The 15,654-nt window shown below is 70.1% G+C and carries 13 protein-coding genes; all 13 read right to left on the reverse strand.

Annotated features, from left to right (window positions below; all coding sequences use genetic code 11):
• Positions 1 to 138 precede the first annotated feature (138 nt).
• The 13 genes from IE198_RS05370 to folC all read right to left on the reverse strand — a co-directional run bounded on the left by IE198_RS05370 (position 139) and on the right by folC (position 15,588).
• Positions 139 to 918, reverse strand: coding sequence for a TIGR03936 family radical SAM-associated protein (locus tag IE198_RS05370; protein WP_189883181.1), 780 nt, complete (start codon positions 916 to 918; stop codon positions 139 to 141).
• A gap of 124 nt (positions 919 to 1,042) precedes the next feature.
• Positions 1,043 to 2,167, reverse strand: a complete 1,125-nt coding sequence (locus IE198_RS05375; RefSeq protein WP_229833756.1) for a hypothetical protein — start codon at positions 2,165 to 2,167, stop codon at positions 1,043 to 1,045.
• A gap of 55 nt (positions 2,168 to 2,222) precedes the next feature.
• Complete coding sequence (locus IE198_RS05380) at positions 2,223 to 2,435, reverse strand: hypothetical protein (RefSeq protein ID WP_189883182.1); 213 nt, start codon at positions 2,433 to 2,435, stop codon at positions 2,223 to 2,225.
• A 76-nt stretch (positions 2,436 to 2,511) separates the two neighbouring features.
• On the reverse strand, positions 2,512 to 4,437 hold the full coding sequence (locus IE198_RS05385; RefSeq protein WP_189883183.1) for a TIGR03960 family B12-binding radical SAM protein: 1,926 nt from the start codon (positions 4,435 to 4,437) through the stop codon (positions 2,512 to 2,514).
• A 50-nt stretch (positions 4,438 to 4,487) separates the two neighbouring features.
• Positions 4,488 to 6,005: a CYTH and CHAD domain-containing protein gene (locus IE198_RS05390; protein WP_189883185.1), complete on the reverse strand. Its 1,518-nt coding sequence runs from the start codon at positions 6,003 to 6,005 to the stop codon at positions 4,488 to 4,490.
• A 665-nt stretch (positions 6,006 to 6,670) separates the two neighbouring features.
• Positions 6,671 to 7,870: a rod shape-determining protein RodA gene (gene rodA, locus IE198_RS05395; RefSeq protein ID WP_189883187.1), complete on the reverse strand. Its 1,200-nt coding sequence runs from the start codon at positions 7,868 to 7,870 to the stop codon at positions 6,671 to 6,673.
• Between the two features lie 3 nt (positions 7,871 to 7,873).
• Positions 7,874 to 10,039 carry a penicillin-binding protein 2 gene (gene mrdA / locus IE198_RS05400; RefSeq protein ID WP_189883189.1) on the reverse strand — a complete coding sequence of 722 codons (2,166 nt, stop codon included), beginning with the start codon at positions 10,037 to 10,039 and terminating at the stop codon, positions 7,874 to 7,876.
• 16 nt (positions 10,040 to 10,055) lie between these two features.
• Positions 10,056 to 10,727, reverse strand: coding sequence for a rod shape-determining protein MreD (gene mreD, locus IE198_RS05405; protein WP_189883191.1), 672 nt, complete (start codon positions 10,725 to 10,727; stop codon positions 10,056 to 10,058).
• 13 nt (positions 10,728 to 10,740) lie between these two features.
• Positions 10,741 to 11,787, reverse strand: coding sequence for a rod shape-determining protein MreC (mreC, locus tag IE198_RS05410; RefSeq protein WP_189883193.1), 1,047 nt, complete (start codon positions 11,785 to 11,787; stop codon positions 10,741 to 10,743).
• Between the two features lie 136 nt (positions 11,788 to 11,923).
• Positions 11,924 to 12,943 (reverse strand): rod shape-determining protein, encoded by a 1,020-nt coding sequence (locus IE198_RS05415; RefSeq protein ID WP_189883677.1) that lies wholly within the window; start codon positions 12,941 to 12,943, stop codon positions 11,924 to 11,926.
• A 260-nt stretch (positions 12,944 to 13,203) separates the two neighbouring features.
• Positions 13,204 to 13,617: a nucleoside-diphosphate kinase gene (gene ndk, locus IE198_RS05420; RefSeq protein ID WP_100107161.1), complete on the reverse strand. Its 414-nt coding sequence runs from the start codon at positions 13,615 to 13,617 to the stop codon at positions 13,204 to 13,206.
• Between the two features lie 108 nt (positions 13,618 to 13,725).
• Positions 13,726 to 14,073, reverse strand: a complete 348-nt coding sequence (locus IE198_RS05425; RefSeq protein WP_189883194.1) for a DUF4233 domain-containing protein — start codon at positions 14,071 to 14,073, stop codon at positions 13,726 to 13,728.
• Positions 14,074 to 14,079: 6 nt separating this feature from the next.
• On the reverse strand, positions 14,080 to 15,588 hold the full coding sequence (gene folC, locus IE198_RS05430) for a bifunctional tetrahydrofolate synthase/dihydrofolate synthase (RefSeq protein ID WP_189883196.1): 1,509 nt from the start codon (positions 15,586 to 15,588) through the stop codon (positions 14,080 to 14,082).
• Positions 15,589 to 15,654 lie beyond the last annotated feature (66 nt).

The raw sequence follows: 15,654 nt of genomic DNA on the forward strand, positions 1-15,654 counted from the left end.
GGCGCCGCACGGGAGCTGATGTCTGGCTCGCCGGTTCCCTACGCGATGTACGCACGGCCTGGCGAAAGTCTTCTGTGTCATCGCGCGGCCCGACCCAGGTGGCTCCCGAGTACAAGAGCCGCGCTACGACGACCGTCCTTACGCGGCGGGACCTTCCGGCGCCGTCGCAGAAGCGGTCCCGGCGGCCGTGGGTGGAGCGGCCGGGGCTGCCTCGCGGTCGGGCGCGAGCGGGTCGGTCACCGTGCCGGACTCCTCGTCGAAGAGCCCCTGCGCCAGCCTGGTCACCGCTGCGGGGACCGGCGGCGCCAGGTCGGCCACAGCTCGGAGACCGGACAGGACGTCGTCGGGTCGCACGGCAGGTGTCACGTGCCGAACAACCAGGCGCAGTATCGCACAGGGCCCCTGCCCGGTCCTATCGGACGCCGAGGGAGCCGCCCGGAGGTCGGCCACCGCACCGCGGGCGTCGAAGGTGCGCATGCCGTTCTTCGTCTTCCGCTGGACCTCGACGGTCTCGGCGGCGAGAAAGGCGGCCACGGCGCTCTCGGCGTCCGCGGGCTCGACACCGTCCAGGCGCAGCTCCCACACGGAGGCGGTGAGCCGGTCGGCGAGTCCCGAGGTGCGGGCTTCGACGGCATCGGTGATGTCGAGACCGGTCGGCAGCGACTCGTCGAGCAGTTCGCGCAGCTTGTCCGGGTCGCGGTGGTCGGTGAGGGCGATCTCCAGGTATTCGGCCTCGCTGCCGGTGCCGGTGGGTGCGGCATTGGCATACGACACCTTCGGGTGCGGGGTGAAGCCCGCCGAGTACGCCATGGGCACCTCGGCGCGCCGCAGCGCCCGCTCGAAGGCGCGCTGGAAGTCACGATGGCTGGTGAACCGGAGGCGGCCGCGCTTGGTGTAGCGCAGTCGGATGCGCTGCACCGCGGGTGCGGGCGGCGGGCCTTCGGGCTGTCGCTTGCCCAGTGGTTCTTCTCCTCGGTGTGGAGCGGGCGCGGGTGGCACGCCGCCCTCAACGTGTAAGGGTGCTCCCCGGGGGCCGACCGGTTCACCCCTGCTGGTGCAGGGAGATCTCGGGTTCGGCCGCCGCGCCGGGAACGGTCTGTATTTGTTGTCTGCCACCCAGGTTACGCGCCTGACCGTTGGGGCCCGCCACGGACTGCGGCTCCCGGGGTGTGCCGATGAGCGCCCGCCAGGCGTCACGCCGTGCCTGGCGCACCGTTTCACGAGCCGAGGCGAGCGCCGCGCGGGTCGCTCGGCCGGTCTGCACGGCGGCGTTGGCGGCAGGGCGCCACAGGGCGTCGCGTACGAAGTGCCCGAGGGGGGTGCACACCTCGCGGTAGCACCAGCGTGCGGGGCGGCCGACCAGGTTCCGGGCGAGCCACTTCAGGCACCGGCCGACCGCGCGGGAGACGTATCCGGCGATGCGCCAGGCCACGCCGACCGCCGACGCGATCTCCCGGCCGACGGGAGCGAGGACGTACCGGTACAGCCAGACCACGGGCGCCACGAGCAGCGTCCTGACCAACCAGACGGAGCCCCGCCAAAGCCTCTCCATCAGCCAGGCGATGCCGTGCCCGAGCGGGGTGAGCAGCTGCCGGTACACCCACACGACCGGCACCACCAACCCGTACCTCACCACCGGCACCACCACGTACCGCCAAAGCGCCACCCAAGGCCAGTAGAACAACGCCCTGACCAACCACGCCAGAGCCGCGACGACGCCGTGCCCGAGCGGGGTGAGCAGTTGCCGGTACACCCACGTCACGGGGGCGACGAGCAGGCGCTCCACCAGCCAGGCGATGCCGTGCCCGAGCGGGGTGAGCAGCTGCCGGTACACCCACACGACCGGCACCACCAACCCGTACGTCACCACCGGCACCACCACGTACCGCCAAAGCGCCACCCAGGGCCAGTAGAACAACGCCTTGCCGATGGCGGCCGCCAGCCGTGCCAGGGCGAGCGCCACGGGCGTGACCACCTTCTCGAAGACCCAGCCCAGCGCCCGCCCCAGCGGCCTCAGGAGCACCCGCTCGACGGCCCGGCCACAGAGCACGAGGACGTCCCAGACCATCCGCACGGGGATGACGACGAGCACCACGACGACGCGCACCGGGATCCGGATGACCTGCACGAGGCAGCCGTCCCCCGGCTCGTAATCCTTCGGCGCCATGTGCGCGCCGTGGCGCCGTGCGGCGGTAGCCGGCGACGGCTTCTCCAAGTCCATGTCAGACATGACGCAGCACAGGCGAGTTCGGATCCAGTACCTGCGCCATTCCCCTCGGCGAAGCCGTCCGTCCGGTGCGGGCGTCGCCGAAGCCGGCGACATCGTGCGGGTGCCCAGCGTGTGCCTCGGTCCCGTCCGCGGCGAATTCCGCGATCGCGTCCAGGAAGGAGTCGTGTACCCGTGTATGCGGGGCGATGAGCTGCGGCATCGCCATCGCGGGGAAACGGACGAAGGCCCGGCCACAGGATTCCCTGCGGCCGGGCCCTCCCCCGGAGTCGTGCGGCGAGCGCCTACTTGACGACCGTCAGCGGGAGCAGCTTCTTGCCCGTCGGGCCGACCTGGATGTGGGTGTCCATCTGCGGGCACACGCCGCAGTCGAAGCACGGCGTCCAGCGGCAGTCCTCGACCTCGGTCTCGTCGAGGGCGTCCTGCCAGTCCTCCCAGAGCCAGTCCTTGTCGAGACCGGAGTCCAGGTGGTCCCAGGGCAGGACCTCCTCGTACGTACGCTCGCGCGTGGTGTACCAGTCGACGTCGACGCCGAAGTCCGGCAGCGTCTTCTCCGCACACGCCATCCAGCGGTCGTACGAGAAGTGTTCGCGCCAGCCGTCGAAACGGCCGCCGTCCTCGTAGACGGCGCGGATGACCGCGCCCACGCGACGGTCACCGCGCGAGAGCAGGCCCTCGACGATGCCGGGCTTGCCGTCGTGGTAGCGGAAGCCGATCGAGCGGCCGTACTTCTTGTCGCCGCGGATCTTGTCGCGCAGCTTCTCCAGACGCGCGTCGGTCTCCTCCGCGCTCAGCTGCGGCGCCCACTGGAACGGCGTGTGCGGCTTGGGCACGAAGCCGCCGATCGACACCGTGCACCGGATGTCGTTGGAGCCGGACACCTCGCGGCCCTTGGCGATGACGTTGACCGCCATGTCGCCGATCTGCAGCACGTCCTCGTCGGTCTCCGTCGGCAGACCGCACATGAAGTACAGCTTCACCTGGCGCCAGCCGTTGCCGTACGCGGTGGCGACCGTACGGATCAGGTCCTCTTCCGAGACCATCTTGTTGATGACCTTGCGCATGCGCTCGGAGCCGCCCTCGGGGGCGAAGGTCAGGCCCGAACGGCGTCCGTTCCTGGTGAGCTCGTTGGCGAGGTCCACGTTGAAGGCGTCGACCCGCGTCGAGGGCAGGGAGAGACCGATCTTCTCCGCCTCGTAGCGGTCCGCCAGGCCCTTGGCGATGTCGCCGATCTCGCTGTGGTCCGCGGAGGACAGCGACAGCAGACCGACCTCCTCGAAGCCGGTCGCCTTGAGACCCTTGTCGACCATCTCGCCGATGCCGGTGATGCTTCGCTCCCGCACGGGGCGCGTGATCATGCCGGCCTGGCAGAAGCGGCAGCCGCGGGTGCAGCCGCGGAAGATCTCGACGGACATCCGCTCGTGGACGGTCTCGGCGAGCGGGACGAGCGGCTGCTTCGGGTAGGGCCACTCGTCGAGGTCCATGACGGTGTGCTTCGAAACCCGCCACGGCACGCCGGACCGGTTGGGCACGACGCGGCCGATGCGGCCGTCGGGCAGATACTCGACGTCGTAGAAGCCCGGCACGTACACATTGCCGGTCTTCGCCAGCCGGAACAGGACCTCCTCGCGCCCGCCCGGGCGGCCCTCGGCCTTCCAGGCGCGGATGATCTCGGTCATGTCGAGGACGGCCTGCTCGCCGTCGCCGATGACCGCGCAGTCGATGAAGTCGGCGATCGGCTCGGGGTTGAACGCGGCGTGACCGCCGGCCAGCACGATCGGGTGATCGACCGTGCGGTCCTTCGACTCCAGCGGGATACCCGCGAGGTCGAGGGCGGTGAGCATGTTGGTGTAGCCGAGCTCGGTGGAGAAGCTGAGACCGAACACGTCGAACGCGCCGACGGGCCGGTGGCTGTCCACGGTGAACTGCGGCACCTCGTGCTCACGCATCAGCTCCTCGAGGTCCGGCCAGACGCTGTACGTGCGTTCGGCGAGCACACCCTCGCGCTCGTTCAGCACCTCGTAGAGGATCATGACGCCCTGGTTGGGCAGCCCGACCTCATAGGCGTCCGGGTACATGAGCGCCCAGCGGACGTCGCAGGACTCCCAGGGCTTGACGGTGGAGTTGAGTTCACCGCCGACGTACTGGATGGGCTTCTGCACATGCGGGAGCAGCGCTTCGAGCTGTGGGAAGACCGACTCGGCAGACATGAAAACCTTCTGGGCTGGCAAGGGGGCGACTCTCAAGCGTACCCGCACGCTCAGCCGTCGAGTGCGGCCCTGATTCCCGGGGCCGACGCCTCCGCCCACACCGCGGGCAGCTCCGCCTCCCGTGCCCCGGCGCGTGCCTCCTCCCTCCCGTACAGCAGGCCCCAGACGAAGGCGCTCTCCCCCACCGCATGCGCCTTGATCGCGAGTTCCCGCAGCGCCTCCCTGGCGACGACGCTGTCCTGGTGGTCGCCGAGCACCTTCTGCACGGCCTTCATCCGCTTCCCGAACCGCTTCGCCGCCTTGCCCAGCGCGGGCCGCGCCACTTCGGCCGCGTACCGTGCGCGCTTGGCGGCCTTGCGCGCGTCGTGCATGGCGAGGTCCCGCTCCTTGCCCGCGGGCAGCGACAGGGCCCTGTCCGCACGGGCGGCCAGCCGGTCGTACTCCTTGAGGACCGCCTTGGCGAGCACCGCCCCCGGCGCACCCGAGGCGGCCCTCAGCAGCGGCGGGTCGGCGCGCAGCGCGTCCAACGAGTCGAGCAGGGCCAGATAGCGGTCGCTGTCGAGCGCGGCGACCGCGGTCCGCCGCGCTTCGTCCGCGCCCGCGACGGACCAGTGCCGCAGCCGTGCGGCGACCGGGCCGAGCAGCAGCGTCACCGGCACGGCGTCGACCATGCCGTGCAGCCGCTCGGCGAGCACCTCCTGGTCACGGGCCACGCCCAGCTCTCCCGCGAGCCACTTGAGCTCGTCGATCACCGGCTGGGTGACGTCGCGGTCGAGGACCTTGCGGAACGTCCGCAGCGCACTGCGAAGACGCCGGGTGGCGACCCTCATCTGGTGCACGGCGTCGGGCAGGTCACGGCGCACACCGGGGTCGTACGCCGCGATCGCGTCGGTCTGTTCGCGCACGTAGGCAAGGACGTGATCGCCCGCGGTCCGCGACCCGGACGATCGGGGCGGGCCCACTGGGCCTGCCCCCGTCTCGGTCAGGGCCCTGGCGAGCTTCGACGGCGCGGCGGCCGCGCGCACCCCGGCCTTGCGGAGCCGCTTGTCGACGGCGTCAAGAAGGGCCGGATCCCCGCCGTCCGCGAGTTCCACCTCGATCTCGTCCCACTGCGCGGTGGCCTTTGGCCCGTGGAGCCGCTCCGCGACCACCGCGTCCCGGCTGAGCTCGGCGAGGAGGGTGCCGTCGCCGTCGACGAGGTGGTGCACGTCCCGTGAGGACAGCAGCCGCACCACGGGTCCGAGGGGCAGGTCCCGTGCATACGCCCGAACGAGCCCGGCCAGGTCTGCCGGAACCGCGTCGGACAGCGGGGCTGTGATCTCGTCCCGCACACCGGGCGACACCGGCAGCTTGAGATGCCAGCCGGCGTCCGTGCCGCCGGTCCTGCGCCGCAGCGTGACGGACGCGGCGGCCAGCCGCAGAGTGTCGGTGTCGTAGTAGACGGCATCCAACTCGGCCGTCCCCTTCCCGACGACACGGGCCACGCCGGCCACCTTCGTCAGGTCGGGCATCGGGGTGTCGGGGGTGGCTTCGTACTTACGCTCGATCTCGCGCTTGGTGTCCGCCATGCCTTCGAATCTAGCGCGGCGGTGGCGCGCGGGGGGCACCCCGTGGCTCTCCCCACCCCATCCTCCCCCTACGCCCGGCGGCGTGGATGGTGCCCCATCCCGCCCCGCGCTCCGCCCGCACCGCCGGGGGCTCAGCCTCGCACGGGCTGCGTATGCAATCTGCCAGGGGGTACTCCCGGCGCCCCGGCGGCGCAGGGGGCTTCGAGGCCGCCGCACGAAGCGCCGGAGTGCCCCCGGGCCCACTCCCGCGGAGGCGGAGCCCCGAACACCGCGCGGAGCACCTCGTGGCCCCGAGCTTGGCCGGTACGCCCCGAGAAGCGCGGTACGGGGCCCGTGCCGAGCCCGGTGCGCCCCGCGGCGGGGCTCAGCGCCGGGGGCGGAGCCCCGCGGAGCCGGGGCACGGCGTCCGACGCGACGCCCGAAGGGCGTTCCGGGATCCGGGACCTGCCCCGACCCGCGGCGGAGACGCACATCGGTACAGCGGGAAGGGGCCGGTGCGGGAACGTACCGCCGCAGGCGCCCCGCAGCCACCGCGGCCGCAATCCGGGCGGCCATCGACGCGGGGCCGGAGGCTGCCAGTCACCTGGAGCCGACGGAGCCTGCTCTCCCCACACGGCCGGCGGGGGCGCAACGCCCCGGCACGGGACACGCCCCCCGCCCCGGCACTAGGCGCTTATCGGTCGCTGCACCCTGATCGACTGCAGCAACCCGACCGCGATCCACACCGCGAACATCGACGTGCCTCCGTACGACACGAACGGCAGCGGCAGCCCCGCCACCGGCATGATGCCGAGCGTCATGCCGATGTTCTCGAAGGACTGGAAGGCGAACCAGGCGATTATCCCGGCGGCCACGATCGTGCCGTACAGCTCCGTCGTCTCGCGTGCGATCCGGCACGCGCGCCACAGCAACACGCCCAGCAGGGCGATGATCAGCCCCGCCCCCAGAAAGCCGAGCTCCTCCCCGGCGACGGTGAAGATGAAGTCGGTCTGCTGTTCGGGCACGAACTGGCCCGTGGTCTGGTGGCCGTTGAACAGGCCCTCGCCGTACAGCCCGCCCGAGCCGATCGCGATGCGCGCCTGGTTGGTGTTGTAGCCGACACCGGCCGGGTCGAGTTCGGGGTTGGCGAAGGCGGCGAAGCGGTTGAGCTGGTACTCGTCGAGCAGTCCCAGCGCGGTGACGGCCACCGCGCCGAGCGCGCCGGCGCCGATGAGTCCCAGGACCCAGCGGTTGGAGGCGCCGGAGGCGAGCAGTACGCCGAGGACGATCACCACCATGACCATGACCGAGCCGAGGTCCGGCATCAGCATGACGATGGCCATCGGGACGACGGCCAGCCCGAGGGACTTGGCGACGGTGCGGTGGTCGGGATGCACCTGGTCGCCGGCGTCGACCCGAGCGGCGAGCATCATCGCCATCCCGAGGATGATCGTGATCTTCACGAACTCCGAGGGCTGCAGGGAGAAGCCGCCGCCGAGCTGGATCCACGCGTGCGCACCGTTGATGGTGGCGCCCAGCGGGGTGAGCACGAGCAGCACGAGTACGACGGACAGCCCGTACAGGAACGGGACCGCACCGCGCAGGGTGCGGTGTCCGAGCCAGATGGTGCCTACCATCAGCGCGAAGCCGATGCCGGTGTTGAGCAGGTGCCGGACCAGGAAGTAGTACGGATCGCCCTGGTTGAGCTCGGTGCGGCCGCGGGTCGCGGACCACACCAGCAGCGCGCCGAGCAGCGACAGCGCGATCGAGGAGCACAGGATCGGCCAGTCGAGTCTGCGCACCACCGAGTCGCGGGCCGTGAGCCTGCTCCAGATCCCGCCGCGTTCGGGTCCGTACCCGGAGACGGAGAAGCCGCCTGTGGCCATGGCTCAGTCCCTCCGCGCGGGCGGGCCCGCGAGCACTTGTTCGGCGTCCTTCGGCTTCGGAGGAACGTAGGGCCTGACCTCCGGGGCCTCGATCGATCCGTCCGGGGAGATCTTGGGCAGGGTCTTCTGTGGCTCGGGCAGCAGGGCCCTCTTCAGGTCCTGGTTGCCCTCCTTGTCCAGGCCGTACATCGCGTCGTAGATGTTGCGGACGGCGGGACCGGATGCGCCGGATCCCGTACCGGCCTGGGAGATCGTCATGACGACGGTGTAGTCGTCGGTGTAGGTCGCGAACCACGAGGTGGTCTGCTTGCCGTAGACCTGGGCCGTACCGGTCTTGGCCCGCATGGGGATCTTGTCCTGCGGCCAGCCGCCGAACCTCCAGGCGGCGGTGCCGCCGGGCTCGACCACGGAGCGCAGGCCCTTGTCGAGGTCCTCGATGGTCGCTGCGTCCACCGGCAGCTTGCCGTGGGACTCGGGCTTGATCTCCTCGATCCGCTTGCCGTCGGGGCTGACGACGGCCTTGCCGACGGTGGGGTCGTAGAGCGTGCCGCCGTTGCTGATGGCGGCGTAGGCGGTGGCCATCTGGATGGGGGTGACCAGGATGTCCCCCTGCCCGATGGCGAAGTTCACGCTGTCGTAGGCCTTCAGCTGGTTCCCCTCGAGACAGCTCTCGTAGGCGATCTGCTCGACATAGGTGCCGCCCTTCTTGCCCTCCTTGCACCACGCGTCCTTGTTGGCCTCCCAGAAGTCCTTCTTCCACTGACGGTCGGGGATGCGGCCCTTGACCTCGTTCGGCAGGTCGATGCCGGTCTCGGCACCGAGTCCGAAGTCGTGGGCGGTCCGGTAGAACCAGTCCTTGGCGTTCTTGTTCGGCTTGATGCCGCCGTCGCGCCGCCACTCCTGGTGGCCGAGGGCGTAGAACACGGTGTTGCAGGAGAACTTGAGCGCATCGCCGAGGGTGATGGGGCCGTGCCCCTTGGACTCGAAGTTGGCGAAGCTCCGGCCGCCGATGCTGTAGGAGCTGCTGCAGTTGTAGCGGTCGTCGAAGGGGTGGCCGCCCCGGACGGCCGCGCTCGCCGACACCACCTTGAAGATGGAGCCGGGGGCGGCCTGGCCCTGGATCGCCCGGTTGAGGAGCGGGTAGTTGGAGTTCTTGCCGGTGAGCTTGGCGTAGTCCTTGCCGGAGATGCCGCCGACCCAGGCGTTGGGGTCGTAGTCGGGCTGGGAGGCCATGGCAACGACGCGGCCGGTCCTGGACTCCATGACGACGACGGCGCCGGCGTCGGCCTTGTACGGGCGGCCGGTGATCTTGTCGGTCTCCTTCCGGGCCGTCTTCATCGCCTGGTCGAGCTCGTACTCGGCGACGGCCTGGACACGGGCGTCGATGCTGGTCACGAGGTGGGAGCCGGGCACCCCCGGGTCCGCTTCCGTCTGGCCCATGACCCGGCCGAGCTTGTCGACCTCGTACGACGTGACCCCCGCGTTGCCGCGCAGTTCCTTGTCGTAACTGCGCTCCAGGCCCGAACGGCCGACCTGGTCGGAGCGCAGGAACGGCGAGGCGCTGTCCTTGGCCTTCTGGATCTCCTCGTCGGTGACGGGCGACAGATAACCGAGTACCTGCGAGGTCCGTGCCTTGCCGGGCGCCGGGTAGCGGCGGACGGCGGTGGGCTCCGCGGTGATGCCGGGGAAGTCCTCCGCCTGTTCGCGGATCTTCAGCGCCTGCTGGGTGGTGGCCTCGTCGGTGACCGGGATCGGCTGGTACGGGGAGCCGTTCCAACAGGGCTGCGGTGTCTCGGAGTCGCAGAGCCGGACCTTGTCCATCACGTCCTTCGGCTTCATGCCGAGGACTCCCGCGAGCCGGGTGAGGACTGCCTCGCCGTCGTCCTTCATCTTCATCAGCTCGGTACGGGAGGCGGAGACCACGAGGCGGGTCTCGTTGTCGGCGAGCGGCACACCGCGGGCGTCGAGGATCGAGCCGCGGACAGCGGGAGAGACGACCCGCTGCACATGGTTGCTCTTCGCCTCGTCGGTGTACTCCTCGCCGTTGCGGATCTGGAGGTACCAGAGCCGTCCGGCGAGGGTGAGGAGGAGGGAGAAGACGAGTACCTGGATGATGACGAGCCGGATCTGGACCCGGGGGGTCCGCCCGGTCTCCGGAATGTTGCTCACGCTGCTGCCCCCTCGGTCACAGTCGCTTGACTCCCTTGATGCGTCCGGCCCGTGCGGCACGGCTCTTCGCCGCCTTGAGCCGCAGGCCGCCGCGCTGGCTGCCGAGGCGCAGTCCGGTGCCGGAGGTGAGCCAGCCGGCGGCCACGTCCGTGCCGCCGGAGTTCTGGCTGTCGACGAGCGGATCGTTGTCGCTGCGTCTGGCGAGCCACATGATCAGCGGAACCGTGAACGGTGCGAGGATCAGGTCGTAGATCACCGCCGTGAACAGCAGGCCCACCAGGCCGACATGGCGGGCGGCGGTGTCGCCCACGAGGGCGCCGACCATGGCGTACAGCAGGGTGGAACCGACCGCTGCTGCGACGACGACGGCCATCGGGCCGGTGGCGGACCGCAGCGGCTTGCCGTTCTCGGGGCGGACGAGACCGGCGAGGTAGCCGATGACGCACAGGACGAGGGCGTAGCGGCCGGCGGCGTGGTCGGCGGGCGGAGCTAGGTCGGCGAGCAGTCCGGCGCCGAATCCGATGAGCGCGCCCGCCACGTGCCCGTACACCATCGCGAGTCCGAGCACCGTGAGCAGCACCAGGTCGGGTACGGCGCCGGGGAGTTGGAGACGGGAGAGGACGGAGACCTGGAGGACGAGGGCGACCACGACCAGCGCCGTGGAGAGCAGCATCCGGTTGAAACGCATGACGGATCAGCTCCTACTGGTCGTCGTTCTGGCCTGTGGCGTCGCCACCGTCGTCCGCGCCCGGATCAAGACCGCCGTCCTGCGCCTGGCCGTTGTCCTGGGCCTGGCCGTCCTGCGCCTGCCCGTCGTCCTCACCCTCGGGCGGGGTCGCCCCGGGCGTGACGGTCACCGTGACGGTGGGCGTGGGCTTGGGCGCGGCGGGCTTCGGCGGCAGGACGGTGTCGCGCGGATCGGTGCGCGGCGCCTGGACGACGACACCGACGATGTCGAGCTTGCTGAAGCCCACGTACGGGCGGACATGGACGTTGCGCGTGAGGTCACCGCGGGCCCGGTCGACTTGGACGATCTCGCCGACCGGGACACCCGGTACGAACGGCTTGTTGGCCTGCGAGCCGAAGGTGACCAGCCGGTCTCCCTCCTTGACCTTCGACTTGCCGTTGAGCAGTTGGACCAGCAGCGGCCGGTCGCCCTGACCGGTCGCGAAGCCCAGCTCGTCCGTCTTCTCCATACGGGTGCCGACGGTGAAGTCCGGGTCGTTGGCGAGCAGCACGGTCGAGGTGCGCGGGCCGACGGTGGTCACCCGGCCGACGAGCCCGTCGTTGTTGATGACGGTCATGTCGCGCTGGATGCCGTCGTCGGAGCCGATGTCGATGGTCACCGTCCAGGAGAAGCCCTGGGCCGCTCCTATACCGATGACCTCGGCGCCCTTGATGCCGTACTGGCCGGCGGCAGCGGTTCTGATCAGGCCGTCGAGCTGACGCAGTCTGCTCTCTTTGCGGGCCTCGCTTCCGAGCCGCTGCTTCAGCTCGGCGTTCTCCAGCTCGAGCTGCTTGATGCGGTCGTGACGGTCACCGGAGTTACGGACCGCCCCTATCGCGTTGCCGATCGGATCGACGGCCGCCGCGACGCCGTTCTCGACAGGCCCGAAGACCGACGCCGCGGCTTGTCGGGCGCCGTCGACCGGTGACTCCTCACCGCCGCGGATGTCCACCGTGATCAGGGCGAACGCGATGGCGATCAGCAGCACCAGGAGCAGCCGGCTCTCCTTTGTGTCCCTCACGTGCGGCGGCCGTGCCTTCCTCGTAGGAATGGTCGTAGGAATGGTCGTGTCGGATGGAGCAGCGATCCTTCCCCGTCCGGGGGGAGGTCCCGTGCGGGGGCCCTGCCGACCCCCGCACGGCGTACGGTCCGCCCGTCTAACGACGCGGCTGGGCGTCCAGCACCTGCTGGAGCGCCTCGAACTCCTCGACGCACTTGCCGGACCCGAGTGCCACCGAGTCCAGCGGGTCCTCCGCGATGTGGATCGGCATGCCCGTCTCGCGGCGCAGCCGCTCGTCCAGGCCGCGCAGCAGCGCGCCGCCGCCGGTGAGGACGATGCCGCGGTCCATGACGTCGCCGGACAGTTCGGGCGGGCACTTGTCGAGAGTGGTCTTCACGGCGTCGACGATCGCGTTGACCGGTTCCTCGATGGCCTTGCGGACCTCCGCGGCGGAGATGACCACGGTCTTGGGCAGACCGGAGACGAGATCACGGCCGCGGATCTCGGTGTGCTCGTCCTTGTCCATCTCGTAGGCGGAACCGATGGTGATCTTGATGCTCTCGGCGGTCCGCTCACCGAGGAGGAGTGAGTACTCCTTCTTGATGTGCTGGATGATCGCGTTGTCCAGCTCGTCACCGGCGACGCGGATGGACTGTGCCGTGACGATTCCTCCGAGGGAGATCACGGCGACCTCCGTGGTGCCGCCACCGATGTCGACGACCATGTTGCCGGTGGCCTCGTGCACGGGGAGCCCGGAGCCGATGGCCGCTGCCATGGGCTCCTCGATGATGTGCACCTGCCGGGCGCCGGCCTGCGTCGACGCCTCGATGACCGCGCGGCGCTCGACGCCCGTGATGCCGGAGGGCACACAGACCACCACACGGGGCCGGGCGAGGTACCGCCGTTTGTGGATCTTCAGGATGAAGTAGCGGAGCATCCGCTCGGTGATCTCGAAGTCGGCGATCACGCCGTCCTTCAGTGGCCGGACGGCAACGATGTTGCCCGGTGTCCGGCCGATCATCTTCTTCGCCTCGGCGCCGACCGCGAGAATGCCGCCCGTGTTGGTGTTGATGGCGACGACGGACGGCTCGTTGAGAACGATCCCCCGGCCTCTGACGTACACCAGCGTGTTGGCGGTCCCGAGGTCGACAGCCATGTCACGGCCGATGAACGACATGTTGTTCCCCATGAGGATGCGTCTGGCCTTCCCAAATCGAAGCGTTTGATGGCTTTTCAGGATGGCGAGGTGGGTGCGTGTGGCGTGGAGGCTTACATCGTAGTGCCGCCTGCAGCGAGACCGCGCGGTGGTCCACCTCTTGCTTATGGTGACGATGCGTTGAGGCGATGCGTTCCCGCAATGCCCGTGCGTATGCCGAAGGGCGACCGAAATTCCTTCGGTCGCCCCATGGGCAAGAGGCCTGTTCGGCTGACGCGCTGTCAGGAAAGCCCTGGGAAGAAAATCTTAAGTTCCCGAATGGCGGACTCCTCGGAGTCCGAGGCGTGGATCAGATTCTCCCGGACGATCGTGCCGAAGTCGCCCCGAATGGACCCCGGTGCGGCCGCGATCGGGTCTGTCGGACCCGCCAATTGGCGTACACCCTCGATGACGCGCTCACCGTCGACGACCATCACGACGACCGGACCGGACAGCATGAACTCCACGAGCGGCTCGTAGAACGGCCGGCCGACGTGCTCGGCGTAGTGCTGCTCCAGGGTGGCGCGGTCCAGCTGCCGCAGCTCGAGCGCCGCGATCTTCCAGTCGGCCTTGCGTTCGATGCGGCCGATGACCTCGCCCACGAGTCCGCGACGGACAGCGTCCGGCTTGAGAAGGACGAGGGTGCGCTGAGTCATGGTGTGCGGCTCCTTGCAGGCCAGGAAGTGTGCGGTGGGGCCGACATTACCGGGTGTGACGCACGGGGCGTCACCCGCCCCGGGAGCCGTACGGCAGCCCGGCCCCGCCTACGGGGCCTCGGCCTCCGCCTGCGCCGCCCACTCCGCCTTCGCCTCGTCGACCTTGCGGCCGAAGTGGACCGACGCCCACCACAGGCCGGCGAAGAGCACCCCCAGGAAGAACATCGCCGGCACCACGAAACCGCTGGCGATCAGCGCGATCTGCAGCGCCCAGCCGAGCTGCACACCGCCGGGCCTGGTGATCATGCCGCACAGCAGCAGCGACAGCAGCATCAGGACGCCGCAGACCGTCCAGACCACCGTCATCGAGACGTCGTCCGACTTCATGGCGACCAGACCGGCGAAGCCGATCACGAAGAACTCGCCGATCAGGGTCGATGCACAGAGCGTACGCACGGGATGTCAGCCCCTCCCCAGCAGCAGCCGGGCCTCGCCGACCGTGATCACCGAACCGGTCACCAGCACGCCCGCGCCGGCGAACTCGGACTCCTCCTCGGCGAGTGTGATCGCCGCCTCCAGCGCGTCGTCGAGCCGCGGCTCCACGACCACCCGCTCGTCGCCGAAGACCTCCACGGCGACCGCGGCGAGCTCGTCGGCGTCCATCGCGCGATGGCTGGAATTCTGCGTCACGACGATCTCCGCGAAGATCGGCTCGAACGCCTCGAGGAAGCCGCGGACGTCCTTGTCACCACTGGCTCCCACCACACCGATGAGGCGCGAGAAGCCGAACGACTCCGTGACGCCCGCCGCCGTCGCCCGGGCACCCGCCGGATTGTGCGCGGCGTCCAGTACGACGGTGGGGCTGCGGCGCACGACCTCCATACGGCCGGGCGACGACACGGCGGCGAACGCCGTACGGATCGTGTCCACGTCCAGGGTGCGCGCGTCGCCCGCGCCCACGCCGAAGAACGCCTCGACCGCGGCGAGCGCAACCGCCGCGTTGTGCGCCTGGTGCGCGCCGTAGAGAGGGAGGAAGATCTGCTCGTACTCGCCGCCCAGGCCGCGCAGCGTCAGCAGCTGCCCGCCGACCGCGACCTCGCGCGAGACCACGCCGAACTCCATGCCCTCACGGGCGACGGTCGCGTCGACCTCCACGGCCTTCTTCAGCATCACCTGCGCGGCGTCCACCGGCTGCTGCGCCAGCACGACCGTGGCGCCCTGCTTGATGATCCCGGCCTTCTCCACCGCGATCTCGGCGGGCGTGGAACCCAGCCGGTCGGTGTGGTCCAGATCGATGGGGGTGACCACGGCGACCGAGCCGTCGATCACGTTCGTCGCGTCCCAGCTGCCGCCCATGCCGACCTCGACGACGGCCACGTCCACCGGGGCGTCGGCGAAGGCCGCGTACGCCATACCGGTGAGCACCTCGAAGAACGACAGCCGGAAGTCCTGGCTCGCGTCGACCATCTCCACGTACGGCTTGATGTCGTTGTACGTCTCGATGAACCGCTCCGCCTCGATGGGCGCGCCGTCCAGACTGATCCGCTCGGTGACCGACTGCACGTGCGGCGAGGTGTACCGGCCGGTGCGCAGCTCGAACCCGGCGAGCAGGGCCTCGATCATCCGCGCCGTGGACGTCTTGCCGTTCGTCCCTGTGATGTGGATCGACGGGTACGCGCGCTGGGGCTCGCCCAGCACGTCCATCAGCGCCTCGATCCGGGCCACGGAGGGCTCCAACTTGGTCTCGCCCCAGCGCGTCGCCAGGTCCGCCTCGACCTCCCGCAGCGCCTTGTCCACCTCCGGGTCCGCGGGCCGGGCGGGCACATGGTCGGCCTGCGGCGTCCCGGCCTGCGTGCGCAGGGTGCGACTGCCGGCCTCGATCACCGCCAGGTCAGGGTCGCGGTCGGTCTCTGCGTCGACGATCTCGTCGAAGACGTCGGACTCGTCGAAGGGATCGGGGTGCTCACTCACGCGGTCCAGTCTACGGACGGGCACCGAGAGAAACGGCCGAGGCCCCGGGGGCTCCCCGGGGCCTCG

Source organism: Streptomyces xantholiticus, assembly GCF_014651015.1.
Lineage (GTDB): Bacteria > Actinomycetota > Actinomycetes > Streptomycetales > Streptomycetaceae > Streptomyces > Streptomyces xantholiticus.

Excerpts from the sequence above, each read along its gene's own strand:
- IE198_RS05375 (WP_229833756.1), bottom strand. The coding sequence starts at position 2,167 with ATGGCGCCGAAGGATTACGAGCCGGGGGACGGCTGCCTCGTGCAGGTC.
- IE198_RS05380 (WP_189883182.1), bottom strand. The coding sequence starts at position 2,435 with ATGGCGATGCCGCAGCTCATCGCCCCGCATACACGGGTACACGACTCC.
- IE198_RS05385 (WP_189883183.1), bottom strand. The coding sequence starts at position 4,437 with ATGTCTGCCGAGTCGGTCTTCCCACAGCTCGAAGCGCTGCTCCCGCAT.
- IE198_RS05390 (WP_189883185.1), bottom strand. The coding sequence starts at position 6,005 with ATGGCGGACACCAAGCGCGAGATCGAGCGTAAGTACGAAGCCACCCCC.
- rodA (WP_189883187.1), bottom strand. The coding sequence starts at position 7,870 with ATGGCCACAGGCGGCTTCTCCGTCTCCGGGTACGGACCCGAACGCGGC.
- mreD (WP_189883191.1), bottom strand. The coding sequence starts at position 10,727 with ATGCGTTTCAACCGGATGCTGCTCTCCACGGCGCTGGTCGTGGTCGCC.
- IE198_RS05415 (WP_189883677.1), bottom strand. The coding sequence starts at position 12,943 with ATGTCGTTCATCGGCCGTGACATGGCTGTCGACCTCGGGACCGCCAAC.
- ndk (WP_100107161.1), bottom strand. The coding sequence starts at position 13,617 with ATGACTCAGCGCACCCTCGTCCTTCTCAAGCCGGACGCTGTCCGTCGC.